14 protein-coding genes and 1 pseudogene are annotated in these 16,490 nt (G+C 74.2%); 4 read left to right on the top strand and 11 right to left on the bottom strand.

The genetic code is table 11. The annotated features are described in order from the left end of the window. Positions 1-287 precede the first annotated feature (287 nt). Entirely contained in the window at positions 288-2,114 is a 1,827-nt protein-coding gene (locus tag ABZZ04_RS15545; RefSeq protein ID WP_356932722.1) for a glycoside hydrolase family 15 protein, read from the top strand. 162 nt (positions 2,115-2,276) lie between these two features. Here the strand turns inward: ABZZ04_RS15545 and ABZZ04_RS15540 are convergent, their stop codons facing one another. After that, positions 2,277-3,167 (bottom strand): sulfurtransferase, encoded by an 891-nt coding sequence (locus ABZZ04_RS15540; protein ID WP_356932721.1) that lies wholly within the window; start codon positions 3,165-3,167, stop codon positions 2,277-2,279. 194 nt (positions 3,168-3,361) lie between these two features. On the opposite strand from ABZZ04_RS15540, the gene ABZZ04_RS15535 reads away from it, so the two are divergent. Further along, positions 3,362-4,987, top strand: coding sequence for a PucR family transcriptional regulator (locus ABZZ04_RS15535; RefSeq protein ID WP_356932720.1), 1,626 nt, complete (start codon positions 3,362-3,364; stop codon positions 4,985-4,987). Between the two features lie 8 nt (positions 4,988-4,995). Here the strand turns inward: ABZZ04_RS15535 and ABZZ04_RS15530 are convergent, their stop codons facing one another. From ABZZ04_RS15530 to ABZZ04_RS15505, 6 genes are all read right to left on the bottom strand, one after another. Beyond that, positions 4,996-6,096: a glycosyltransferase family 4 protein gene (locus ABZZ04_RS15530; RefSeq protein WP_356932719.1), complete on the bottom strand. Its 1,101-nt coding sequence runs from the start codon at positions 6,094-6,096 to the stop codon at positions 4,996-4,998. A gap of 209 nt (positions 6,097-6,305) precedes the next feature. Then, complete coding sequence (locus ABZZ04_RS15525) at positions 6,306-7,070, bottom strand: hypothetical protein (RefSeq protein ID WP_356932718.1); 765 nt, start codon at positions 7,068-7,070, stop codon at positions 6,306-6,308. A gap of 93 nt (positions 7,071-7,163) precedes the next feature. Beyond that, positions 7,164-8,891, bottom strand: coding sequence for a DNA repair protein RecN (gene recN / locus ABZZ04_RS15520; protein WP_356932847.1), 1,728 nt, complete (start codon positions 8,889-8,891; stop codon positions 7,164-7,166). A 126-nt stretch (positions 8,892-9,017) separates the two neighbouring features. Further along, positions 9,018-9,923 (bottom strand): NAD kinase, encoded by a 906-nt coding sequence (locus tag ABZZ04_RS15515; RefSeq protein WP_148833917.1) that lies wholly within the window; start codon positions 9,921-9,923, stop codon positions 9,018-9,020. 17 nt (positions 9,924-9,940) lie between these two features. Next, positions 9,941-10,756, bottom strand: coding sequence for a TlyA family RNA methyltransferase (locus ABZZ04_RS15510; protein WP_148833919.1), 816 nt, complete (start codon positions 10,754-10,756; stop codon positions 9,941-9,943). Between the two features lie 7 nt (positions 10,757-10,763). Further along, complete coding sequence (locus tag ABZZ04_RS15505) at positions 10,764-11,096, bottom strand: hypothetical protein (RefSeq protein ID WP_356932717.1); 333 nt, start codon at positions 11,094-11,096, stop codon at positions 10,764-10,766. A 42-nt stretch (positions 11,097-11,138) separates the two neighbouring features. Here ABZZ04_RS15505 and ABZZ04_RS15500 point away from each other — a divergent pair, with 42 nt between their 5' ends. Continuing rightward, the gene (locus tag ABZZ04_RS15500; RefSeq protein ID WP_356932716.1) at positions 11,139-11,486 is read left to right on the top strand and encodes an SCP2 sterol-binding domain-containing protein; all 348 of its coding nucleotides are present in this window, start codon (positions 11,139-11,141) and stop codon (positions 11,484-11,486) included. A gap of 121 nt (positions 11,487-11,607) precedes the next feature. Here ABZZ04_RS15500 and ABZZ04_RS15495 read toward each other — a convergent pair whose 3' ends face one another. Next, positions 11,608-12,447 carry an ABC transporter ATP-binding protein gene (locus ABZZ04_RS15495; RefSeq protein WP_356932715.1) on the bottom strand — a complete coding sequence of 280 codons (840 nt, stop codon included), beginning with the start codon at positions 12,445-12,447 and terminating at the stop codon, positions 11,608-11,610. A 267-nt stretch (positions 12,448-12,714) separates the two neighbouring features. Next, entirely contained in the window at positions 12,715-13,743 is a 1,029-nt protein-coding gene (locus tag ABZZ04_RS15490; protein WP_356932714.1) for an HAD hydrolase-like protein, read from the bottom strand. An 84-nt stretch (positions 13,744-13,827) separates the two neighbouring features. On the opposite strand from ABZZ04_RS15490, the gene ABZZ04_RS15485 reads away from it, so the two are divergent. After that, positions 13,828-15,105 carry a DUF1015 domain-containing protein gene (locus ABZZ04_RS15485; protein WP_356932713.1) on the top strand — a complete coding sequence of 426 codons (1,278 nt, stop codon included), beginning with the start codon at positions 13,828-13,830 and terminating at the stop codon, positions 15,103-15,105. Positions 15,106-15,162: 57 nt separating this feature from the next. On the opposite strand, the gene ABZZ04_RS15480 is transcribed toward ABZZ04_RS15485, so the two are convergent. Further along, the gene (locus ABZZ04_RS15480; protein ID WP_356932712.1) at positions 15,163-15,912 is read right to left on the bottom strand and encodes a tetratricopeptide repeat protein; all 750 of its coding nucleotides are present in this window, start codon (positions 15,910-15,912) and stop codon (positions 15,163-15,165) included. Further along, positions 15,912-16,490, bottom strand: a pseudogene (locus ABZZ04_RS15475) (hypothetical protein); the annotation flags it as partial. The pseudogene ABZZ04_RS15475 and the gene ABZZ04_RS15480, both read right to left, overlap by 1 nt.

Below are 16,490 nucleotides of genomic sequence, written 5' to 3'. Positions count from 1 at the left end.
CCTCGTCTGCGGTTGCGGACGACCACCGGTCCACGGGCTACCAGGGTATCAGCGCGGAGGAGAGCCCGCTTCCGGCGACGTCACCGACACCCACCTCGCATGATCACCACGGGTGTCCGCGCACACACCCGTTCGGGTCAGACGTGTTGTCAAGACCGTCGCGCAGATCATCGGAGTGCGTCGTATCCTGCTCGGACACTTGCCCCGGGCGAGGTGACACGTTCGCAGGTTCCCACCACACGCCTTGCGACGACCTCTTGACCCGCAGTAATGCCCTACGGGGCGACATGGCCGTTCGACTGGAGACGCACGTGGCCGGGCGCATCGAGGATTACGCACTCATCGGAGACATGCAGACCGCCGCCCTGGTCTGCCGGGACGGCACAGTGGACTGGCTGTGCCTTCCCCGCTTCGATTCGCACGCCGTCTTCGCGGGACTGCTGGGTACTGAGGAGCACGGCTTCTGGCGCCTGGGTCCCGCGCGGGCGGACGGCGCCGAACCGCAGGCCGCGGACCGCCGCCGCTATCGCGGTGACTCCCTCATCCTGGAGTCGGAGTGGGACACACCCCGCGGAACGGTCAGAGTGACCGATTTCATGCCGCCGCGCGACGGCGCGCCGCAGGTGATCCGGATCGTGGAGGGGATCAGCGGCCGCGTGCCGATGCGTTCGGAGCTGCGGATGCGGTTCAGCTACGGGCGGGTCACCCCCTGGGTCCACAAGGTCGACGGCCGCACGGTCGCCGTCGCCGGCCCGGACTCGGTCTGGCTGGACACCCCCGCCGACACCTACGGCGAGAACCTGACGACGTACTCCGACTTCACGGTCGCGCCGGGCGACCGGATCGCGTTCACGATCAGCTGGCAGCTCTCGCACCGCGAGCCGCCGGGCCTGCCGGACCCGGAGGGTTCGCTGGACGCGACCGCGGACTTCTGGCGCGAGTGGGTCGAACAGTGCACGTACCACGGGCCCTACCGGGAGGCCGTGGTCCGCTCCCTGATCACCCTCAAGGCGCTGACGTACGCGCCGACCGGCGGCATCGTCGCCGCGCCGACCACCTCGCTTCCCGAGGACATCGGCGGCTCCCGCAACTGGGACTACCGCTACACCTGGCTGCGCGACGCCGCGATCACCCTCTCCTCGCTGCTGCGCACCGGCTACCGGGAAGAGGCCCGCGCCTGGCGCGAGTGGCTGCTGCGGGCGGTCGCCGGCGACCCGGAGAACCTGCAGATCATGTACGGGATCGCGGGCGAGCGCGAGCTGGGCGAGGCCGAGCTGGACTGGCTGCCCGGCTACGAGAACTCGGCCCCGGTCCGGGTCGGCAACGGCGCGGCGGGCCAGCTCCAGCTGGACGTGTACGGCGAGGTCACCGAGGCGCTCCACCTCGCCCACATGACCGGGCTGACCCGCAACGACTACGCGACCGGCCTCCAGCTCAAGCTGATCGAGTACCTGGAGAAGCACTGGGACGAGCCGGACGAGGGCATCTGGGAGGTGCGCGGCCCGCGCCGCCACTTCGTCCACTCGAAGGTGATGGCCTGGGTCGCCGTCGACCGCACCATCAAGCTGATCGAGTCCGGGGACGCGGAGGGCCCGCTGGAGCGGTTGCGGGAGCTGCGCGACGAGATCCACCGGGATGTCTGCGAACGGGGCTACGACCCGGAGCGCAACACCTTCACCCAGTCCTACGGCTCGCGGGAGCTGGACGCCTCCCTGCTCCTGATCCCGCAGATGGGCTTCCTGCCGCCGGACGACAAGCGTGTGATCGGCACGATCGAGGCGATCCAGCGCGAGCTGTCCACCGAGGACGGCTTCGTGCTGCGCTACCCCACCGCGGGCGAGGACGCGGGCGTCGACGGCCTGGAGGGCGACGAGGGCGCGTTCCTGGCCTGCTCGTTCTGGCTGGCGGACGACCTGGCGATGATCGGCCGGGTCGACGAGGCGCGCCAGCTCTTCGAACGGCTGCTGGCCCTGCGCAACGACCTGGGCCTGCTCGCGGAGGAGTGGGACCCCCGGCTCCAGCGCCAGGTGGGCAACTTCCCCCAGGCGTTCAGCCACGTGCCGCTGATCGACACCGCGCTGCGGCTGACGGCGAGCGGGGCGTACGCCGGTTGAACCGACGGTGAGTGCCCCGCCCCCTGCCCGGTCGGCCCCGGTGACCTCCACCGTGCGGCCGACGGGCGGCGGGCGGGGAGCCCGGACCGGGTCGAGGAAGCCGTCGTCCCGTCCGGCGCCGCCTCGCCGGCGGTGCGGCACCCGCCCGGGGAGGAACCCCTCTCAGCGCGGTGGGGCGGCGGCGTCCGTCCCGGTCACGACGGGGCGCTCCGACGGCAGCCCCCATTCGCTCCAGGACCCGTCGTACACGGCCGTGTCGCCGTAGCCCGCCAGTACGGCGCCGAGCGCCACGACGCACGCGGTGACGCCCGATCCGCAGCTGAACAGCAGCCGCTCGCGCTCCCCGGCGAGGGCGGTGAACATCTCGCGCAGTTCGTCCGCCGGGCGCATCCGGCCGTCGCGCCGGACCTCGTCGAAGGGCAGGTTGACCGCGCCCGGCATGTGTCCGGCGCGCAGCCCCGGCCGGGGCTCGGCGACCGTGCCGGCGAACCGTTCCCGGGAACGGGCGTCGAGGACGGCCGCGCCGGGGTCGGACAGGGCCGCCGCCACCTCCGCGCCGTCGACGAACAGCTCCGGGCGCGGCCGGGCGGTGAAGTCGCCGCGGGCCACCGCGGGGCCGGGCCCCGCCGCCTTTGCGTCCTCCACCGGCAGTCCGGCGTCCGTCCAGGCGGGCAGGCCGCCGTCGAGCACCGCGGCCCGGTCGAAGCCCATCGCGCGCAGCATCCACCAGGCGCGGGCGCTGGAGTAGATGCCCGCGCAGTCGTAGACGACGACGGTGTCGGTGTCGTGCACGCCCAGGGAGCGCAGTTCCTCGGTGAACCGGTCGGGGGCGGGCATCGTGTGGGGCAGGGGCCCGTCGTGGTCGGACAGCGCCCCGTCGATGTCGAAGGCCCTCGCGCCGGGGATCCGCAGCCTCGCCCCCCGGTGCGCGCCCACGGAGGCGTCGAGGACCACCAGCCCCGGCCGGTTCAGCCGCGGCCCCAGCCAGTCGGTTCCGACCAGTGGGCCGGAGGGCCCCGGGCCGCTCGTGCCCGCCGGTGCGTCGTCGCCCACGTCTGCTCCAGGTCCGGGTTCCGATGTGAGGCCGCGCGGCCGGAACCGGGCGGCGGTCACAAGATCGCAGCGGTGCCCGCCCCTGTCAACGGCCTCCCCTGCTTCTCCCGTCCCCCCGGCCCTCCGGAACCGGGTACCTTCCTGAACAGGGCGATCGCCCGTCCGATCCGAGTGGAAGCGCGAGGCCAGAGGCAGTGGAGACGCAAGGCGGAATCACCGTGCAGCGGGCGCTGGAGCTGCCGGGGCTGCGCAGCGGGCTCCCGGAGGTGGTGGCCGGCACCGACCGGCTGAACCGTACGGTGCGCTGGGTGCACGCGGGCGAGGTCCCCAACATCGCCTCGCTGCTCAAGGGCGGCGAGCTGCTGCTGACCACCGGTCTGGGGCTCGGCACCCGCCCCACCGAGCAGCGCGCCTTCGTCCGCAGGCTCGCCGACCGCAAGATCGCCGCCCTGGTGGTCGAGCTCGGGCCGCGCTTCAGCAGGCTGCCCGCGTCGATAGTGGACGCCGCCCGCGCCGCGGGGCTGCCGCTGGTGCAGCTGCACCGCGAGGTGCCGTTCGTGACGGTGACCGAGGAGATCCACACCGAGATCGTCAACGGCCACTACGCCCTGCTGCGGCAGGCCGAGGACGTGCACCGCCGGTGCACGGAGGCGCTCCTCGGCGGTGGCGGGGTGCCCCAGGTGCTGGGCATCCTGGCGGACTTCACCGCCAACCCGGTCTTCCTGGAGACGGCGGACGGCCAGCTGCTGTACGCGGCGGGCCCCGGGTCCGGCACGGTCGGCGCCGATCCGCTCCAGGTGTGGGAGGGGATGCGCGGCGGCCGGGCGGCCCGTGAGACCCCGCCCACCGGTTCGGTGCTGGTGGACGTGCCGGGCGGCGGCCCCGGAACGGGTTCGGTACGGGCCCGGCTGGTGCTGCTGGCGGTGTCCGGGCCGCTGGTGACCGTGCACCGGATGGCGGCGGAGCGGGCGGCGGGGATCCTGGCCGTCGTGCTGATGCAGGCCCGTCAGGAGGAGGAGCTCGCGGCCCGCGGCCGGGGCGACTTCCTCACCGACCTCGCCGAGGGCCGGATCACCCCGGAGGACGCCCCGGCGCAGGCCCGTGTCCTGGGTTTCAAGCCGGGCGACATGCCGCTGCTGCCGGTCGTGATGCGGCTGGCGCCCGAACTGTCCGTGTCGGGGAACTGGGCGTTGCTGGCGCGGGCGGTGCTGGAGGAGCTCGCGTCGGTGGGGGTGCCGGTGCTGCTCGGCGTGCGCCCCGTGGAGGGCCGGGTACCGGTGCTGCTCGGGCTGCGGTCCGAGACGGAGCGCACGGCGGTCGCGGACCGGGTCGCGGCGGCGCTGCGGGCGGGGGTGGAACGGGCCGGTCTGGAGCGCGCCGGGTCGCATCCGCCGGTCGTGGTGGTGGGGGTGGCGGGCGGCTGGGCGGCGGCCGGCGCGGGACTGCGGCACGCGGCGGAGACGGCGACGGCCGCGCACGGGCTCAGCGACCGGCCCTGGTACGACGCCCGGCGCCTCGACATCGACCTGCTGCTGTGGCGGTTGCGGGACCATCCGGACCTGGCGGCGTTCGTGGACCGGGCGATCGGTCCGCTGCGCGACCACGACCGCGCCTCGCGCCCTCCGCTGCTGCCGACCCTGGAGACGTATCTGGCCCACGCGGGCCGCAAGGCGGAGACCGCGCGGGAGCTGCACCTGAACCGTCAGACGCTGTACAACCGGCTGGCCCGGATCGGTGAGCTGCTCGGCACCGATCTGGACGACCCGCAGGCGGTCCTGGCCCTGAGCCTGGCCCTGCGGGCCCGCCGCCACACCCCGTAGGGCCGGGCTCATCGCCCCCGTGTCGCCAGCGGCTGGGTCAACTCGTCGTAGACGCTGAGCACTTGGGCGATGGTGTCGTCCTCGGTGGGCCAGGTCGCGGCCTGCACCGGCCCCGCCGCCGCCAGTTGCTCGCGCCGGCGCGGATCGCAGAGCAGTCCGGCCACCGCCCGCGCGAGCGCCTCGGGGTCCTCGCACGGCACGAGTTCCGCGGCGTCACCGACGAGTTCGGGCACCCCGCCGACCGCGGTGGCGACCAGCGGCACACCGAGCCGCAGCGCCTCCTGGGCCAGCACCGAACGCGCCTCCCAGCTGCTGGACAGCACGGCCAGGTCGGCCATGGCGAGGAGCCCGGTGGTGTCGTCGTGGTCGCCGACGATCCGGACCGACAGCTCCTCGTTCCTGATCCGGCGCTGCAGGGCGGCCCGCTCCCGCCCCTCGCCCGCGATGACCAGCAGCGGCGCGGGGTCGAGGTCGCACCACAGCCGCGCGGCGTCGAGCAGGGTGCCGTACCCGTGATGCGGCACGAGGCTCCCGTACGACACGATCAACGGCCGTTCGACCACGCCGAGTTCGGCCCTCGCCTTGTCGGCCCGGTCGGGGTTCGGGTCGGGCCGGCGGGGCGCGGGGGCGGAGACGGGCGCGAGCCTGGCGTCGCGCGCGCCCCGGCTCCGCGCCCGGTCGACCAGTTCCGACGTCGTACCGAGCACGACCGCGGCCGCGCGGGCGGCCCTTCGTTCCATCAGGCGCAGCAGTCGGGCGCGGGCGCCCTCGGCGAGGGCACGGGCGTGCCAGGTGACGACCAGCGGGATGTCCAGGCCGCCGAGCGCGAGGGAGGCGCGCACGGCGGCGTGCAGGCCGTGCGCGTGGACCACGTCCGCCGTCGCGCAGGCGGCGCGCAGGGCGGCGACGGCGGCGGGGTCGCTGCGTCGCGGCACGGGGGCGAAGAGGGCTCCCGTGCCGGAGTAGTCGTGGGCGCGGTCCAGTTCGGCGGGGGCGCAGACGGTGACGTGCACGCCCCTCGCCACCAGTCCCGCGGTCAGCGAACCGACGTGGGCGCTGCTGCCCGCGCTGCCGCCGCCCAGGACTTGGACCGTACGCAGCTGTGACACGTTGAATGGCTCCCGGGGCTCCCGAGTCGGCGGTGATTGCACCGCCAAGGATGCCAGTCCGTACGCACGTTCCGGCACGGTCGGGGCGCCGTTCCTGCCCACATCGCAACAACGGCACACGCCCTACCACTCTCACGGGTGATAAACCGGCGCACTGTTGACCAACTGTCAGGAGGACGGGGCCCCGCCGACGGGAGAAACCCCCTCCGTCAGCGGTCCGGCAGCGTCCGGGCGAGCCGGCTGATCCGGTCCCCGTGCACCGCCGCCGCGACGAGCCCGGCCGCGTGGGCGACGAGTCCGGCCCGGCCCCCGGCCGCGACGACCGCGACCCCGAGGGCCGCCCCCAGGGCGTGGGCCCCGGCGTCCCCGATCATGGTCCGCTCCCCCAGGTCGTCGGCGACGAGCGCCGCCACGGCCCCCAGCGGTGCGGCGGTGAGCCCGCCGCGCCACAGCCCCGGCGCGCCGAGGGCGAACACGGTCGTGGCGGCGGCCGCGGGCCGTACGTCCGTCAGGTTGACCAGGTGCGCGCCCCCGGCGATCACGACCGCGGCGAGCACCCGGTCGACGGGCCGTTCCCGGAGCAGCGCACCGGCCGCGAGCCCGGCGGCCCCGATGCCGAGGAGCTTCACCGCGCCGCTGGTCACCTCGCCGTCGCGCAGCGCGCCGAGGTGGGCGCGGAATCCGCGGCGCGGATCGCCCGCCCCCGCGAAGTCGTCGTACGCGCCGCAGCCACCGGCCGCCAGCACGGCGAGCACGGCGCCGTACCGGGTACGGGCCGGCAGGGGCAGCACCGCCGCGCCGGCTGCGGTACCGAGCACCGCGGCGGGCCCGGCGTACAGGTCGACGGTCCGGCCCGCGTGGTTGACGCGTTGCCAGCGCCCGCGCGGCCGGACCCGCAACGCCCGGTACACGCCCGTCGCGACGGCCGCCGAGACCGCGCCGGACACCATGACCCCGCCGAATGTCACTCCCATGCCCGCCAGGCTACGCAGGGCGCCGCCGGGCACGACCGACGCGTACCGGCACCGGCGGGACCCCGTACGGGTGGAACCCCGCACGGGGGCGCCTCAGCCCTCCACCCGTGCCGCGGCCAGCAGTTCCTCCGCGTGGGCCCGTGCCGTCTGGGAGTCCTCCTGGCCCGCGAGCATCCGCGACAGCTCCCGTACCCGGTCCTCGCCCTCCAGGACCGTGACCCCACTGCTGGTCACCGCCCCGTCGACCGTCTTCTCCACCAGCAGCTGCCGGTCCGCGAACGCCGCCACCTGCGGCAGGTGCGTGACGACGACGACCTGCGCGGACCTGGCGAGCTTGGCGAGCCGCCGTCCGACCTCGACCGCGGCCTTGCCGCCGACGCCCGCGTCGACCTCGTCGAAGAGGTACGTGGGCACGGGGTCGGCGCCCGCGAAGACCACCTCGACGGCCAGCATCACCCGGGACAGCTCACCGCCCGAGGCCCCCTTGGCGATCGGCCGCGGCTGGGCCCCGGGGTGCGGGGCCAGCAGCAGTTCGACCTCGTCGGCGCCGGACGGCCCGTAGGCCACGCTCCGGCCGTCGATCTCGATGCCGGACGCCTCGTCGGCCGCCTCGATCTGCCGGATGGCGAAGGAGACCCTGGCGTGCGGCATGGCGAGCGAGGCCAGCTCCGCGGTCACGGCCTCGGCGAAGAGCGCCGCGGCACGGTTCCGCGCGTCGGTCAACGACTGCCCCAGGACGGAGAGTTCGGCGCGCAGCGCGTCCCGCTCCGCCGTCAGCTCGCCGATGCGGTCGTCGTCGCCCTCCAGCTCGGCGAGCCGGGCGGAGCCCTCCCGGGCCCAGGCGAGCACGGCGGTGATGTCCTCGCCGTACTTCCGGGTGAGCGCGGTGAGCGCGGCGCGGCGCTCCTCGACCGCGGCGAGCCGCAACGGGTCCGCGTCCAACTGATCGGCGTACCCGGCCAGTTCGCCCGCCACGTCGGAGAGCAGGATCGAGATCTCGCCGATCCGGTCGGCGAGCGCCGCCAGCGCCGGGTCGTGGGCGCGCACCGCGTCCAGGGACCGGCCCGCCGCCGCGACCACGGTCGTCGCGTCGATGCCCTCGGGGTCCTCGGGGTTGCCCGCGAGCGCGGTGTGCGCGAGGGACGCCGCGGAGGCGAGCGCCTCTGCGTGGCCGAGCCGTTCCGCCTCGGCCGCCAGGTCGGCGTCCTCACCGGCCAGGGGCTCGACCGCGGCGATCTCGTTCAGCCCGAAGCGCAGCAGATCCGCTTCCTGGGCGCGTTCCCGGGCCCGGGTGGTCAGCTCGTCGAGCTCGGTGGCGACGGCCCGCAGCCGCCGGTACGCCGCGGCGTACTCGGCGTGCGGCACGGCGACGCCGTCACCCGCGTACCGGTCGAGCGCCTGCCGCTGCCGGGCGGGCTTGAGCAGCCCCTGCTGGTCGGTCTGGCCGTGCACGGCGACGAGTTCGTCGGCGAGCTCGGAGAGCACCCCGACCGGCACGGACCGGCCGCCGAGATGCGCCCGGGAGCGCCCCTCCGCGGAAACCGTGCGGCTGATCAGCAGCGCGCCGTCCTCGATCTCGCCCCCGGCCTCCTCGGCCCGCAGGGCGACGGTGTCGCCGTCGGCCACCGTGATCCGGCCCTCGACGACGGCGGCCTTGGCCCCGATCCGTACCAGGGCCGGGTCGGCGCGCCCGCCGAGCAGCAGCCCCAGACTGGTGACGACCATGGTCTTGCCCGCGCCGGTCTCACCCGTCACCGCGGTGAAGCCGGGTGACAGCTCCACCACCGCGTCGTCGATGACTCCGAGCGACCGTATCCGCATCTCCTCCAACACGGAGACGACCTTACGAGGTCCGGGCCCCGATGTGCGACGGACCCCGCCCCCCTGCACTCACTCTCCCGTGTGTACACGAAGGATTCGCAACACCTCCGGGGGAATGTCCGTCGCTCAGTGCGGTGCGCCCCGCCACCCGGAGACCGGCAGGGCGAACTTGGCGACCAGCCGGTCCGTGAACGAGGCGTGGTGCAGCCGTGCGAGCCGTACGGGCACCGCGCCGCGGCGCACCTCGACCCGCGCCCCGGCGGGCAGCTCCACGGTCCTGCGCCCGTCGCACCAGAGCACCCCGTGCGGGGTGTGCTGCTGGACCTCGACGGCCAGCACCGAGGTGGGCGAGGTCACCAGCGGCTTGGCGAACAGCGCGTGGGCACTGATCGGCACCATCAGCAGCGCCTCCACCTCGGGCCAGACGACGGGCCCGCCCGCCGAGAAGGCGTAGGCGGTCGATCCGGTCGGAGTGGCGCAGACGATCCCGTCGCAGCCGAACCCGGTCACGGGGCGGCCGTCGATCTCCAGGACGACCTCCAGCATCCGCTCGGGCGACACCTTCTGCACGGCCGCCTCGTTGAGCGCCCAGTCGGTGTGGACGACGTCGCCGTTGCTGTGCACGAGGACGTCGAGGGTCATGCGTTCCTCGACCTGGTAGGCCCGGGTGACGACCCGGTCGACGACCTTGTCCAGGTCGTCCCGCTCGGCCTCGGCGAGGAAACCGACCCGGCCGAGGTTGACGCCGAGCATCGGCACCCCGGACGCGCGGGAGAACTCGGCGCCGCGCAGCAGCGTCCCGTCCCCGCCGAGCACGATCAGCAGTTCGCAGCCGTCCACGGCCCTGGGCGTGGTGTCCGTGACCGTCTCGACGGCCGGCGGCAGCGGCAGGTCGGCCGCCTCGGTGGCCAGCACCCGTACGCCCAGGCCGTTGCGCAGCAGTCCCTGTACGACCAGTTCGGCACTGCGGATCGCGGCCGGGCGGCCGGTGTGTGCCAGAAGAAAAACGGTTCGTGCCGTGTTCGTCGTCATTCGTGCCGCATTCGTCGTCAACGAGGCCCCTCCGCCACTGCACGGTCGACATCCGCGGGATCCAGTTCAGGTGCTCCGGCCCGCAGCCAGAGAAAGTACTCGACGTTCCCCGACGGGCCCGGCAGCGGGCTCGCCGTCACTCCCCGCACCCCGAGGCCCAGCTCCCGGGCCCGGCGCGCCACTTCCCGTACCGCCTCGGCCCGCAGCTCGGGGCTGCGCACCACGCCGCCGCTGCCGAGCCGTTCCTTGCCGACCTCGAACTGCGGCTTGACCATGAGGACCAGGTCCGCGTCGGGGGCGGCGCAGCGCGCCAGGGCGGGCAGGACCAGGCCCAGCGGGATGAACGACAGGTCGCCGACCACCAGGTCCACCGGCTGCCCGTCGATCGCCTCCAGCGTCAACTCCCGCACATTGGTACGGTCCTTGACGGTGACGCGCGCATCGGACTGGAGCGACCAGGCGAGCTGCCCGTAACCGACGTCCACGGCGACGACATGACCGGCGCCGGCCCGCAGGAGCACGTCGGTGAAGCCGCCGGTCGAGGCCCCGGCGTCCAGGGCCCGCCGGCCCTCGACCGTCAGCCCGAGGGGCACGAAGGCGGCGAGGGCGCCCGCGAGCTTGTGCCCGCCGCGCGAGACGTACTCGGGGTCGCTGTCGTCCTTGATGACGACGACGGCCGCGCTGGTCTCGACCTGGGTGGCGGGTTTGGTCGCGGTGTTCCCGCCGACGGTCACCCGCCCGGCGGCGATCAACTGGCTCGCGTGCTCGCGCGAGCGCGCGAGTTTGCGGCGCACCAGTTCGGCGTCGAGACGGCGACGTGCCACTCCTGCCACGTTCGGTTCAGCTCCTGTGGTCGTACGGGGGGACCGGCGCGGGCACGGGCCCGGCGTCCAGCGCGGTCAGCGTTTCGCGCAGTCCGCGGTGTACATCCTCGTACACCTCGACGTGTCCCTCCGTCGGGAGGTGGTCCGCGTCGGCGAGACGCGCCAGCCCCGCGTCCACCCCGGCGTCGCCGGTGGCGGTGCGCGGAACGCCGAGGGGGGCGGGCGCGGCCGGGTCGAGCGGCACCCCCGCGCCGTCGGGGACCGGGCTCCCGCCGGACGGGTCCCGCGCCACGCCCCCGGACGCCGTCGGCGCTGCGGTCGTCCCCTGTTCCGGCATCGAGTCGCTCATGCGGAAACGCTACCGCGAAGGGCTGGGGTACCGTCGGTCACGATGGCGACCATGGCTGAGTGCCGCAGCGCGCTCGACAGACTTTCCGACAACCTCGCGGGTGCCGACGGCGACGTGCGCGACGCGGCGGCCCTCGACCGATCGCTGAGCTGTCATATCAAGGACCTCGACGTCACGTTCACCGGCCGGCTGGCCGACGGCCGGATCCGGGTCCTGGACACGGTGGACGGCCCGCCCCGGGAAAAGGCCGAGATCCGACTCGCGATGACCGGGGACGACCTGGTGGCGATGGTGGACGGCGACCTGAACTTCGCCAGGGCCTGGGGCTCGGGCCGGGTCCGGCTGGAGGCCGGCTTCCGGGACCTGCTGAGGCTCAGATCACTGCTGTAGAGCGGCGCACTGCTGCTGCCTGCTGCGACGGTCAGTGCCATGGCGGCGGGACCGGGCCGGGCCGGTGCGACACGGCGGTGCGATGCGGCGGGGCGGGGCCGGGAGAGGGCCGCCCGTGGGCTCAGCCCCCGGCGACCGCGCCGACCTGCGCGTCGGCCGCCTCCACCCCGCCGCCGCGCGGCCTGCGCGCGGCCGGCACGACCAGCGGGGTCCCGGTCTCCGGGTCGTCGATGACCTGGCACCGCAGCCCGAAGACCCGTTCCACCAGCTCCGCGGTGACGACCTCGCCCGGTGCCCCCTCGGCGACCACCTCGCCGTCCCGCATCGCGACGAGGTGAGTGGCGTACCGCGCGGCGTGGTTCAGATCGTGCAGCACGGCCACCAGGGTGCGCCCCTGCGTCTCGTGCAGCTCCGCGCAGAGGTCGAGGACGTCGATCTGGTGCTGGATGTCGAGGTACGTCGTCGGCTCGTCGAGCAGCAGCAGGGGCGTCTGCTGGGCGAGCGCCATGGCGATCCACACCCGCTGCCGCTGCCCGCCGGACAGTTCGTCGACATAGCGATCCGCCAGCGCGTCGACCCCCGTCGCCGCCATCGACTCCCCGACGATGCGCTCGTCGTCCGGCGACCACTGGCGCAGCAGCCCCTGGTGCGGGTACCGGCCCCGCCCGACGAGGTCGGCGACGGTGATGCCGTCCGGCGCGATGGAGGACTGCGGCAGCAGCCCCAGCGTCCTGGCAACCTTCTTCGCGGGCATCGAGTGGATCGCCTGCCCGTCCAGGAGCACCCGCCCGCTCTCCGGCTTCAGCATCCGGGACAGCGCCCGCAACAAGGTCGACTTGCCGCAGGCGTTGGGGCCGACGATCACCGTGAACGAGTTGTCGGGTATCTCGACCGACAGGTTCTCCGCGATGACCCGCCGGTCGTAGCCGAGGGTCACCGAGTCCGCGGTGAGGCGCTGCATGGTCGTACTCCCGGAGTCGGAGGCGGGCGGGTGCGAGGGGGTGTTCTTCGCCCCCGGGCGGCGGCCGGGCCGGGCCCGGTTCCGCCCGCTCGGTGGGTCGTCGTCCGGACGACGGCTTACCGAACAGAGCGAAGTTAGGTTAGCCTACCCTCCACCGCGTCCGGGTTCCGGGCCGGACCGCCCGCCGCGCCCCGCGCTCCGTACCGGTCCTGCTCCCCGCCCTGGCCCCGCGCTCCGTACCGGTCCTGTTCTCCGTCCCGTGCCCCGTCACAGCCCCAGCCGCGAGACCGCCTTGCCCGTGTCCAGCCCGCACGGGCCGTCCCCGGCGTGCGACCAGGCCGCCCCGCAGAGCGCCCGCAGCCCGTCGAGCACGTTCCCGTCCCCCTCCAGCACCAGTTCGTCCCCGCGCGCCGACGCCGTCCAGTCCCCGCACACGAAGCCGTGGCCGGTCTCCGTCACCTCGGGCTGCCCGGTGAGCAGCCCCCGCAGGTCCGCGTCCACGTAGGTGGGGCGGTGCCTCGGCCCCGCGGCCACCAGCCGCGCCGCGTCCGTGACCCCGGTGAGCACCAGCAGGGAGTCCACACCGCCGTTGAAGGCGCCCTCGATGTCCGTGTCCAGCCGGTCCCCGACCACCAGCGGACGCTCGGCCCCGGTCCGCAGCACCGTCTCCCGGTGCATCGGCTGCAGCGGCTTCCCGGCGACCTGCGGTTCGGCCCCGGTGGCGATCCGTACGACCTCCACCGCCGCCCCGTTGCCCGGCGCGATGCCCCGGGCGCCCGGAATCGTCAGGTCGGTGTTGGACGCGAACCACGTCGCCCCGCGCGCGATCGCGTACGCGGCCTCGGCGAACCGCCCCCAGGCCATGTCCGGACCGCCGTACCCCTGCGCCACCGCGACCGGTTCGTCGTCCGCGTACTCCACCGGCACCAGGCCCCGCTCCCGCAGCGCGACGCGCAGCCCCTCGCCGCCCACCACCAACACCCTCGACCCGGCGGGCAGTTGGTCGGCCATCAGCCGGGCCACGGCCTGCGCCGAGGTGATCACGTCGGTGGGTTCGGCCGGAATCCCCAGTTCGGTGAGGTGCTCGGCCACCGCCGCCGGGGTCCGCAGGGCGTTGTTGGTCACGTACGCCAGGTGCATCCCGCCGTCCCGCGCCGTCCCCAACGAGTCGACGGCGTGGACGATCGCCCGCCCGCCCGCGTACACCACTCCGTCGAGATCGAGCAGCGCCGTGTCGTACGCCTCGTACAACGCGGTGCTGCTTCCCCTCGGTCCGCTGCTGCTCACCTGACTCATCCGTCGCACTCCTCGTTCCATGCTTCCGTCCGATCATCGCTCATCGCCCGTCGCTCACCGGATCCCCCCGCATACGATGCAGAAATGAACACACCAAGTCCGGCCGACCAGGGGCTGCGCCTGATCCCGTTCCGTGGACTGCGATACGTCCCCGAACAGGTCGGCAGCCTCTCCGCGGTGACCTCACCGCCGTACGACGTCGTCGTTCGACCCGACGGGCTGCACCACTTGGAATCGGCGGATCCGCACAACATCGTCCGGCTGATCCTGCCCCAGGCCGACACCGCCGCCGCCCGCCACGAGCAGGCGGCCGAGACCCTGAACCGCTGGCTCGCCGAGGGTGTCCTCGCACCCGACGCCGAGCCGGCCCTGTACGTCTACGAGCAACGCAACGCGGAGATCCTGCAACGCGGCATCGTGGGCGCCCTCGAACTCTCCGGGCCCGCCGACGGCATCGTCCTGCCGCACGAGGACGTGATGTCCGATGTCGTCGAGGACCGGGCCGACCTGATGCGCACGACGGCCGCCCACCTCGAACCGCTGCTGCTCACCTACCGCAGCGATGACGGCGGTCCGGGTGCGACCGCCGTCATCGAACGGACCGTGGACCGCCCTCCGCTGCTCGCCACCACCACCGAGGACGGCTTCCGCCACCGGCTCTGGGCGATCACCGACCCCGACGACCGGGCCGAGATCGACACCGATCTGGCCCGCCGTCAGGCCCTGATCGCCGACGGCCACCACCGCTGGGCCACGTATCTGCGGCTGCAGCGGGAACACACCGATCGCGGTCCCTGGGACTTCGGCCTGGTCCTCCTGGTCGACACCGCCCGCTACCCGCTCCGGGTGCGCGCCATCCACCGGCTGCTGCGCCGCCTCCCGGTCGCCGACGCGCTCGCGGCGCTGGACGGCCTCTTCCGCGTCCGGGACCTGGACGGGCCGCTCCCGCAGGCCCTGGAAGCGCTCGGGGAAGCCGCCGCGGAAGGCAACGCGTTCCTGCTCGCGGGCGACGGCGGTTTCCATCTCGTCGACCGCCCGGACGCCGCCCTGCTGGCCCGCACGGTTCCCACCGACCGCCCGGCCGCCTGGCAGACCCTGGACGCGACTGTCCTGCACTCGGCCCTGCTCGACCATGTCTGGCGAATCCCCGACGCCCCGGAGCACATCTCGTACATCCACGACGGCGCGGCCGCCGTCGAGCAGGCCGAGCGCCTCGGCGCGACAGCGGTCCTGATGCATCCGGTACGGGAGGAGGTCGTCCGCGACCTCGCCCGGCAGGGCGTCACGATGCCCCGCAAGTCGACCTCCTTCGGCCCCAAGCCGGCCACCGGCCTCGTCCTGCGCAGCCTCGCCCTCGACTGACCCGCGCCAACAACGGAGGGCGGCACCCCTTCCCGGGGTGCCGCCCTCCGTCATGTCTCACGCCCGGGGCGCGTCGTCCCCGTCCTCGGCCCTGTCGGTGCCTTCGTCCGTCTCGCTCTTCTCGTCCTCACCCTTGTCGGCGTCCGCGGCGGCCGGGGCGACAACGGTGCCGTCCTCGTCCTCGTCGTCATCGAGGGCGTCGACGAACTCGACACCGTCCAGCTCCGCGAGCCGGTCCGAGGCGTCCGTGGAGCCGTCCTTGTCCGCCTCCAGCGCCTTGCCGAACCACTCGCGCGCCTCGTCCTCGCGCCCTGCGGCCAGCAGTGCGTCGGCGTACGCGTAGCGCAGCCGCGCCGTCCACGGGTGCACGGCGCTCGACGCGAGCTCGGGGCTCTGCAGCGTGACGATGGCGGCGTCGAGCTGCCCCATGTCCCGGCGGGCCCCGGCCGCCACCAGCCGCATCTCGACCTGTCCGGCCTTGTCGAGCTTCTGCACCTCGGGCTCGCCGGCCATGGCCATCGCGCGCTCGGGCCGCCCGAGTCCGCGCTCGCAGTCGGCCATGACGGGCCAGAGCTCCACGGAACCGGTCATCCGCTTCGCCGCCCGGAACTCCGCCAGCGCCTCGGAGTACTTCTGCGTCGCGTACGCGGCGAACCCGGCCGCCTCACGCACGGCGGCGACCCTGGAGGCCAGCCGCAGCGCGATCCGCGAGTACGCGTACGCCTGCTCGGGGTCCTCGTCGATCAGCCGGGCCACCATGACGAGGTTCCGGGAGACGTCCTCGGCCAGGGTCTTCGGCAGGCTCATCAGCTCCTGCCGCACGTCCTTGTCGATCTCGTCACCGGTGACGTCCTCGGGAATCGGGAGCCGCTTGATGGGCTCGCGGTCCCGGTCGTCGCGCCGCTCGTACCCGCCACGGTCGTCACGCCCCCGGTAACCGCCCCGGCCACCGCGGTCGTCCCGCTGCCCGCGGTAACCCCCACCGCGGTTGTCGTCCCGACGGGGCCCACGGTCCCGGTCACGGTCATCGCGCCGGAAGCCGCCACCACGGTTGTCGTCGTCGCGGCGGGGGCCGCGCGGCCGGTCATCACGACGCTCGAACCCACGACCACCACGGTCATCATCACGACGCGGACCACGGTCCCGGTCACGGTCGTCGCGCCGGAAACCGCCGCCACGGTTGTCGTCACGCCGGTCATCCCGACGGAACCCACCACGGTCATCATCCCGGCGCGGGCCACGGAACCCACCACGGTCGTCATCACGACGGGGCCCACGGTCCCGGTCACGGTCGTCGCGCCGGAAACCGCCGCCACGGTTGTCGTCGTCGCGGCGGGGGCCGCGCGGCCGGTCATCACGACGCTCGAACCCACGACCACCACGGT

Source organism: Streptomyces sp. NPDC006435 (assembly GCF_040612315.1).
Taxonomy (GTDB): domain Bacteria; phylum Actinomycetota; class Actinomycetes; order Streptomycetales; family Streptomycetaceae; genus Streptomyces.
The sequence above is the reverse complement of the archived record's forward strand: the minus strand, read 5'-3'. Positions and strand labels throughout refer to the sequence as shown.

Coding starts and splice junctions, on each gene's coding strand:
- ABZZ04_RS15525 (WP_356932718.1), bottom strand. CDS start 7,070: ATGGGAGTGACATTCGGCGGGGTCATGGTGTCCGGCGCGGTCTCGGCG.
- ABZZ04_RS15500 (WP_356932716.1), top strand. CDS start 11,139: ATGGCGACCATGGCTGAGTGCCGCAGCGCGCTCGACAGACTTTCCGAC.
- ABZZ04_RS15505 (WP_356932717.1), bottom strand. CDS start 11,096: ATGAGCGACTCGATGCCGGAACAGGGGACGACCGCAGCGCCGACGGCG.
- ABZZ04_RS15545 (WP_356932722.1), top strand. CDS start 288: ATGGCCGTTCGACTGGAGACGCACGTGGCCGGGCGCATCGAGGATTAC.
- ABZZ04_RS15515 (WP_148833917.1), bottom strand. CDS start 9,923: ATGACGACGAACACGGCACGAACCGTTTTTCTTCTGGCACACACCGGC.
- recN (WP_356932847.1), bottom strand. CDS start 8,891: ATGCGGATACGGTCGCTCGGAGTCATCGACGACGCGGTGGTGGAGCTG.
- ABZZ04_RS15490 (WP_356932714.1), bottom strand. CDS start 13,743: ATGAGTCAGGTGAGCAGCAGCGGACCGAGGGGAAGCAGCACCGCGTTG.
- ABZZ04_RS15480 (WP_356932712.1), bottom strand. CDS start 15,912: ATGAGCCTGCCGAAGACCCTGGCCGAGGACGTCTCCCGGAACCTCGTC.
- ABZZ04_RS15495 (WP_356932715.1), bottom strand. CDS start 12,447: ATGCAGCGCCTCACCGCGGACTCGGTGACCCTCGGCTACGACCGGCGG.
- ABZZ04_RS15485 (WP_356932713.1), top strand. CDS start 13,828: ATGAACACACCAAGTCCGGCCGACCAGGGGCTGCGCCTGATCCCGTTC.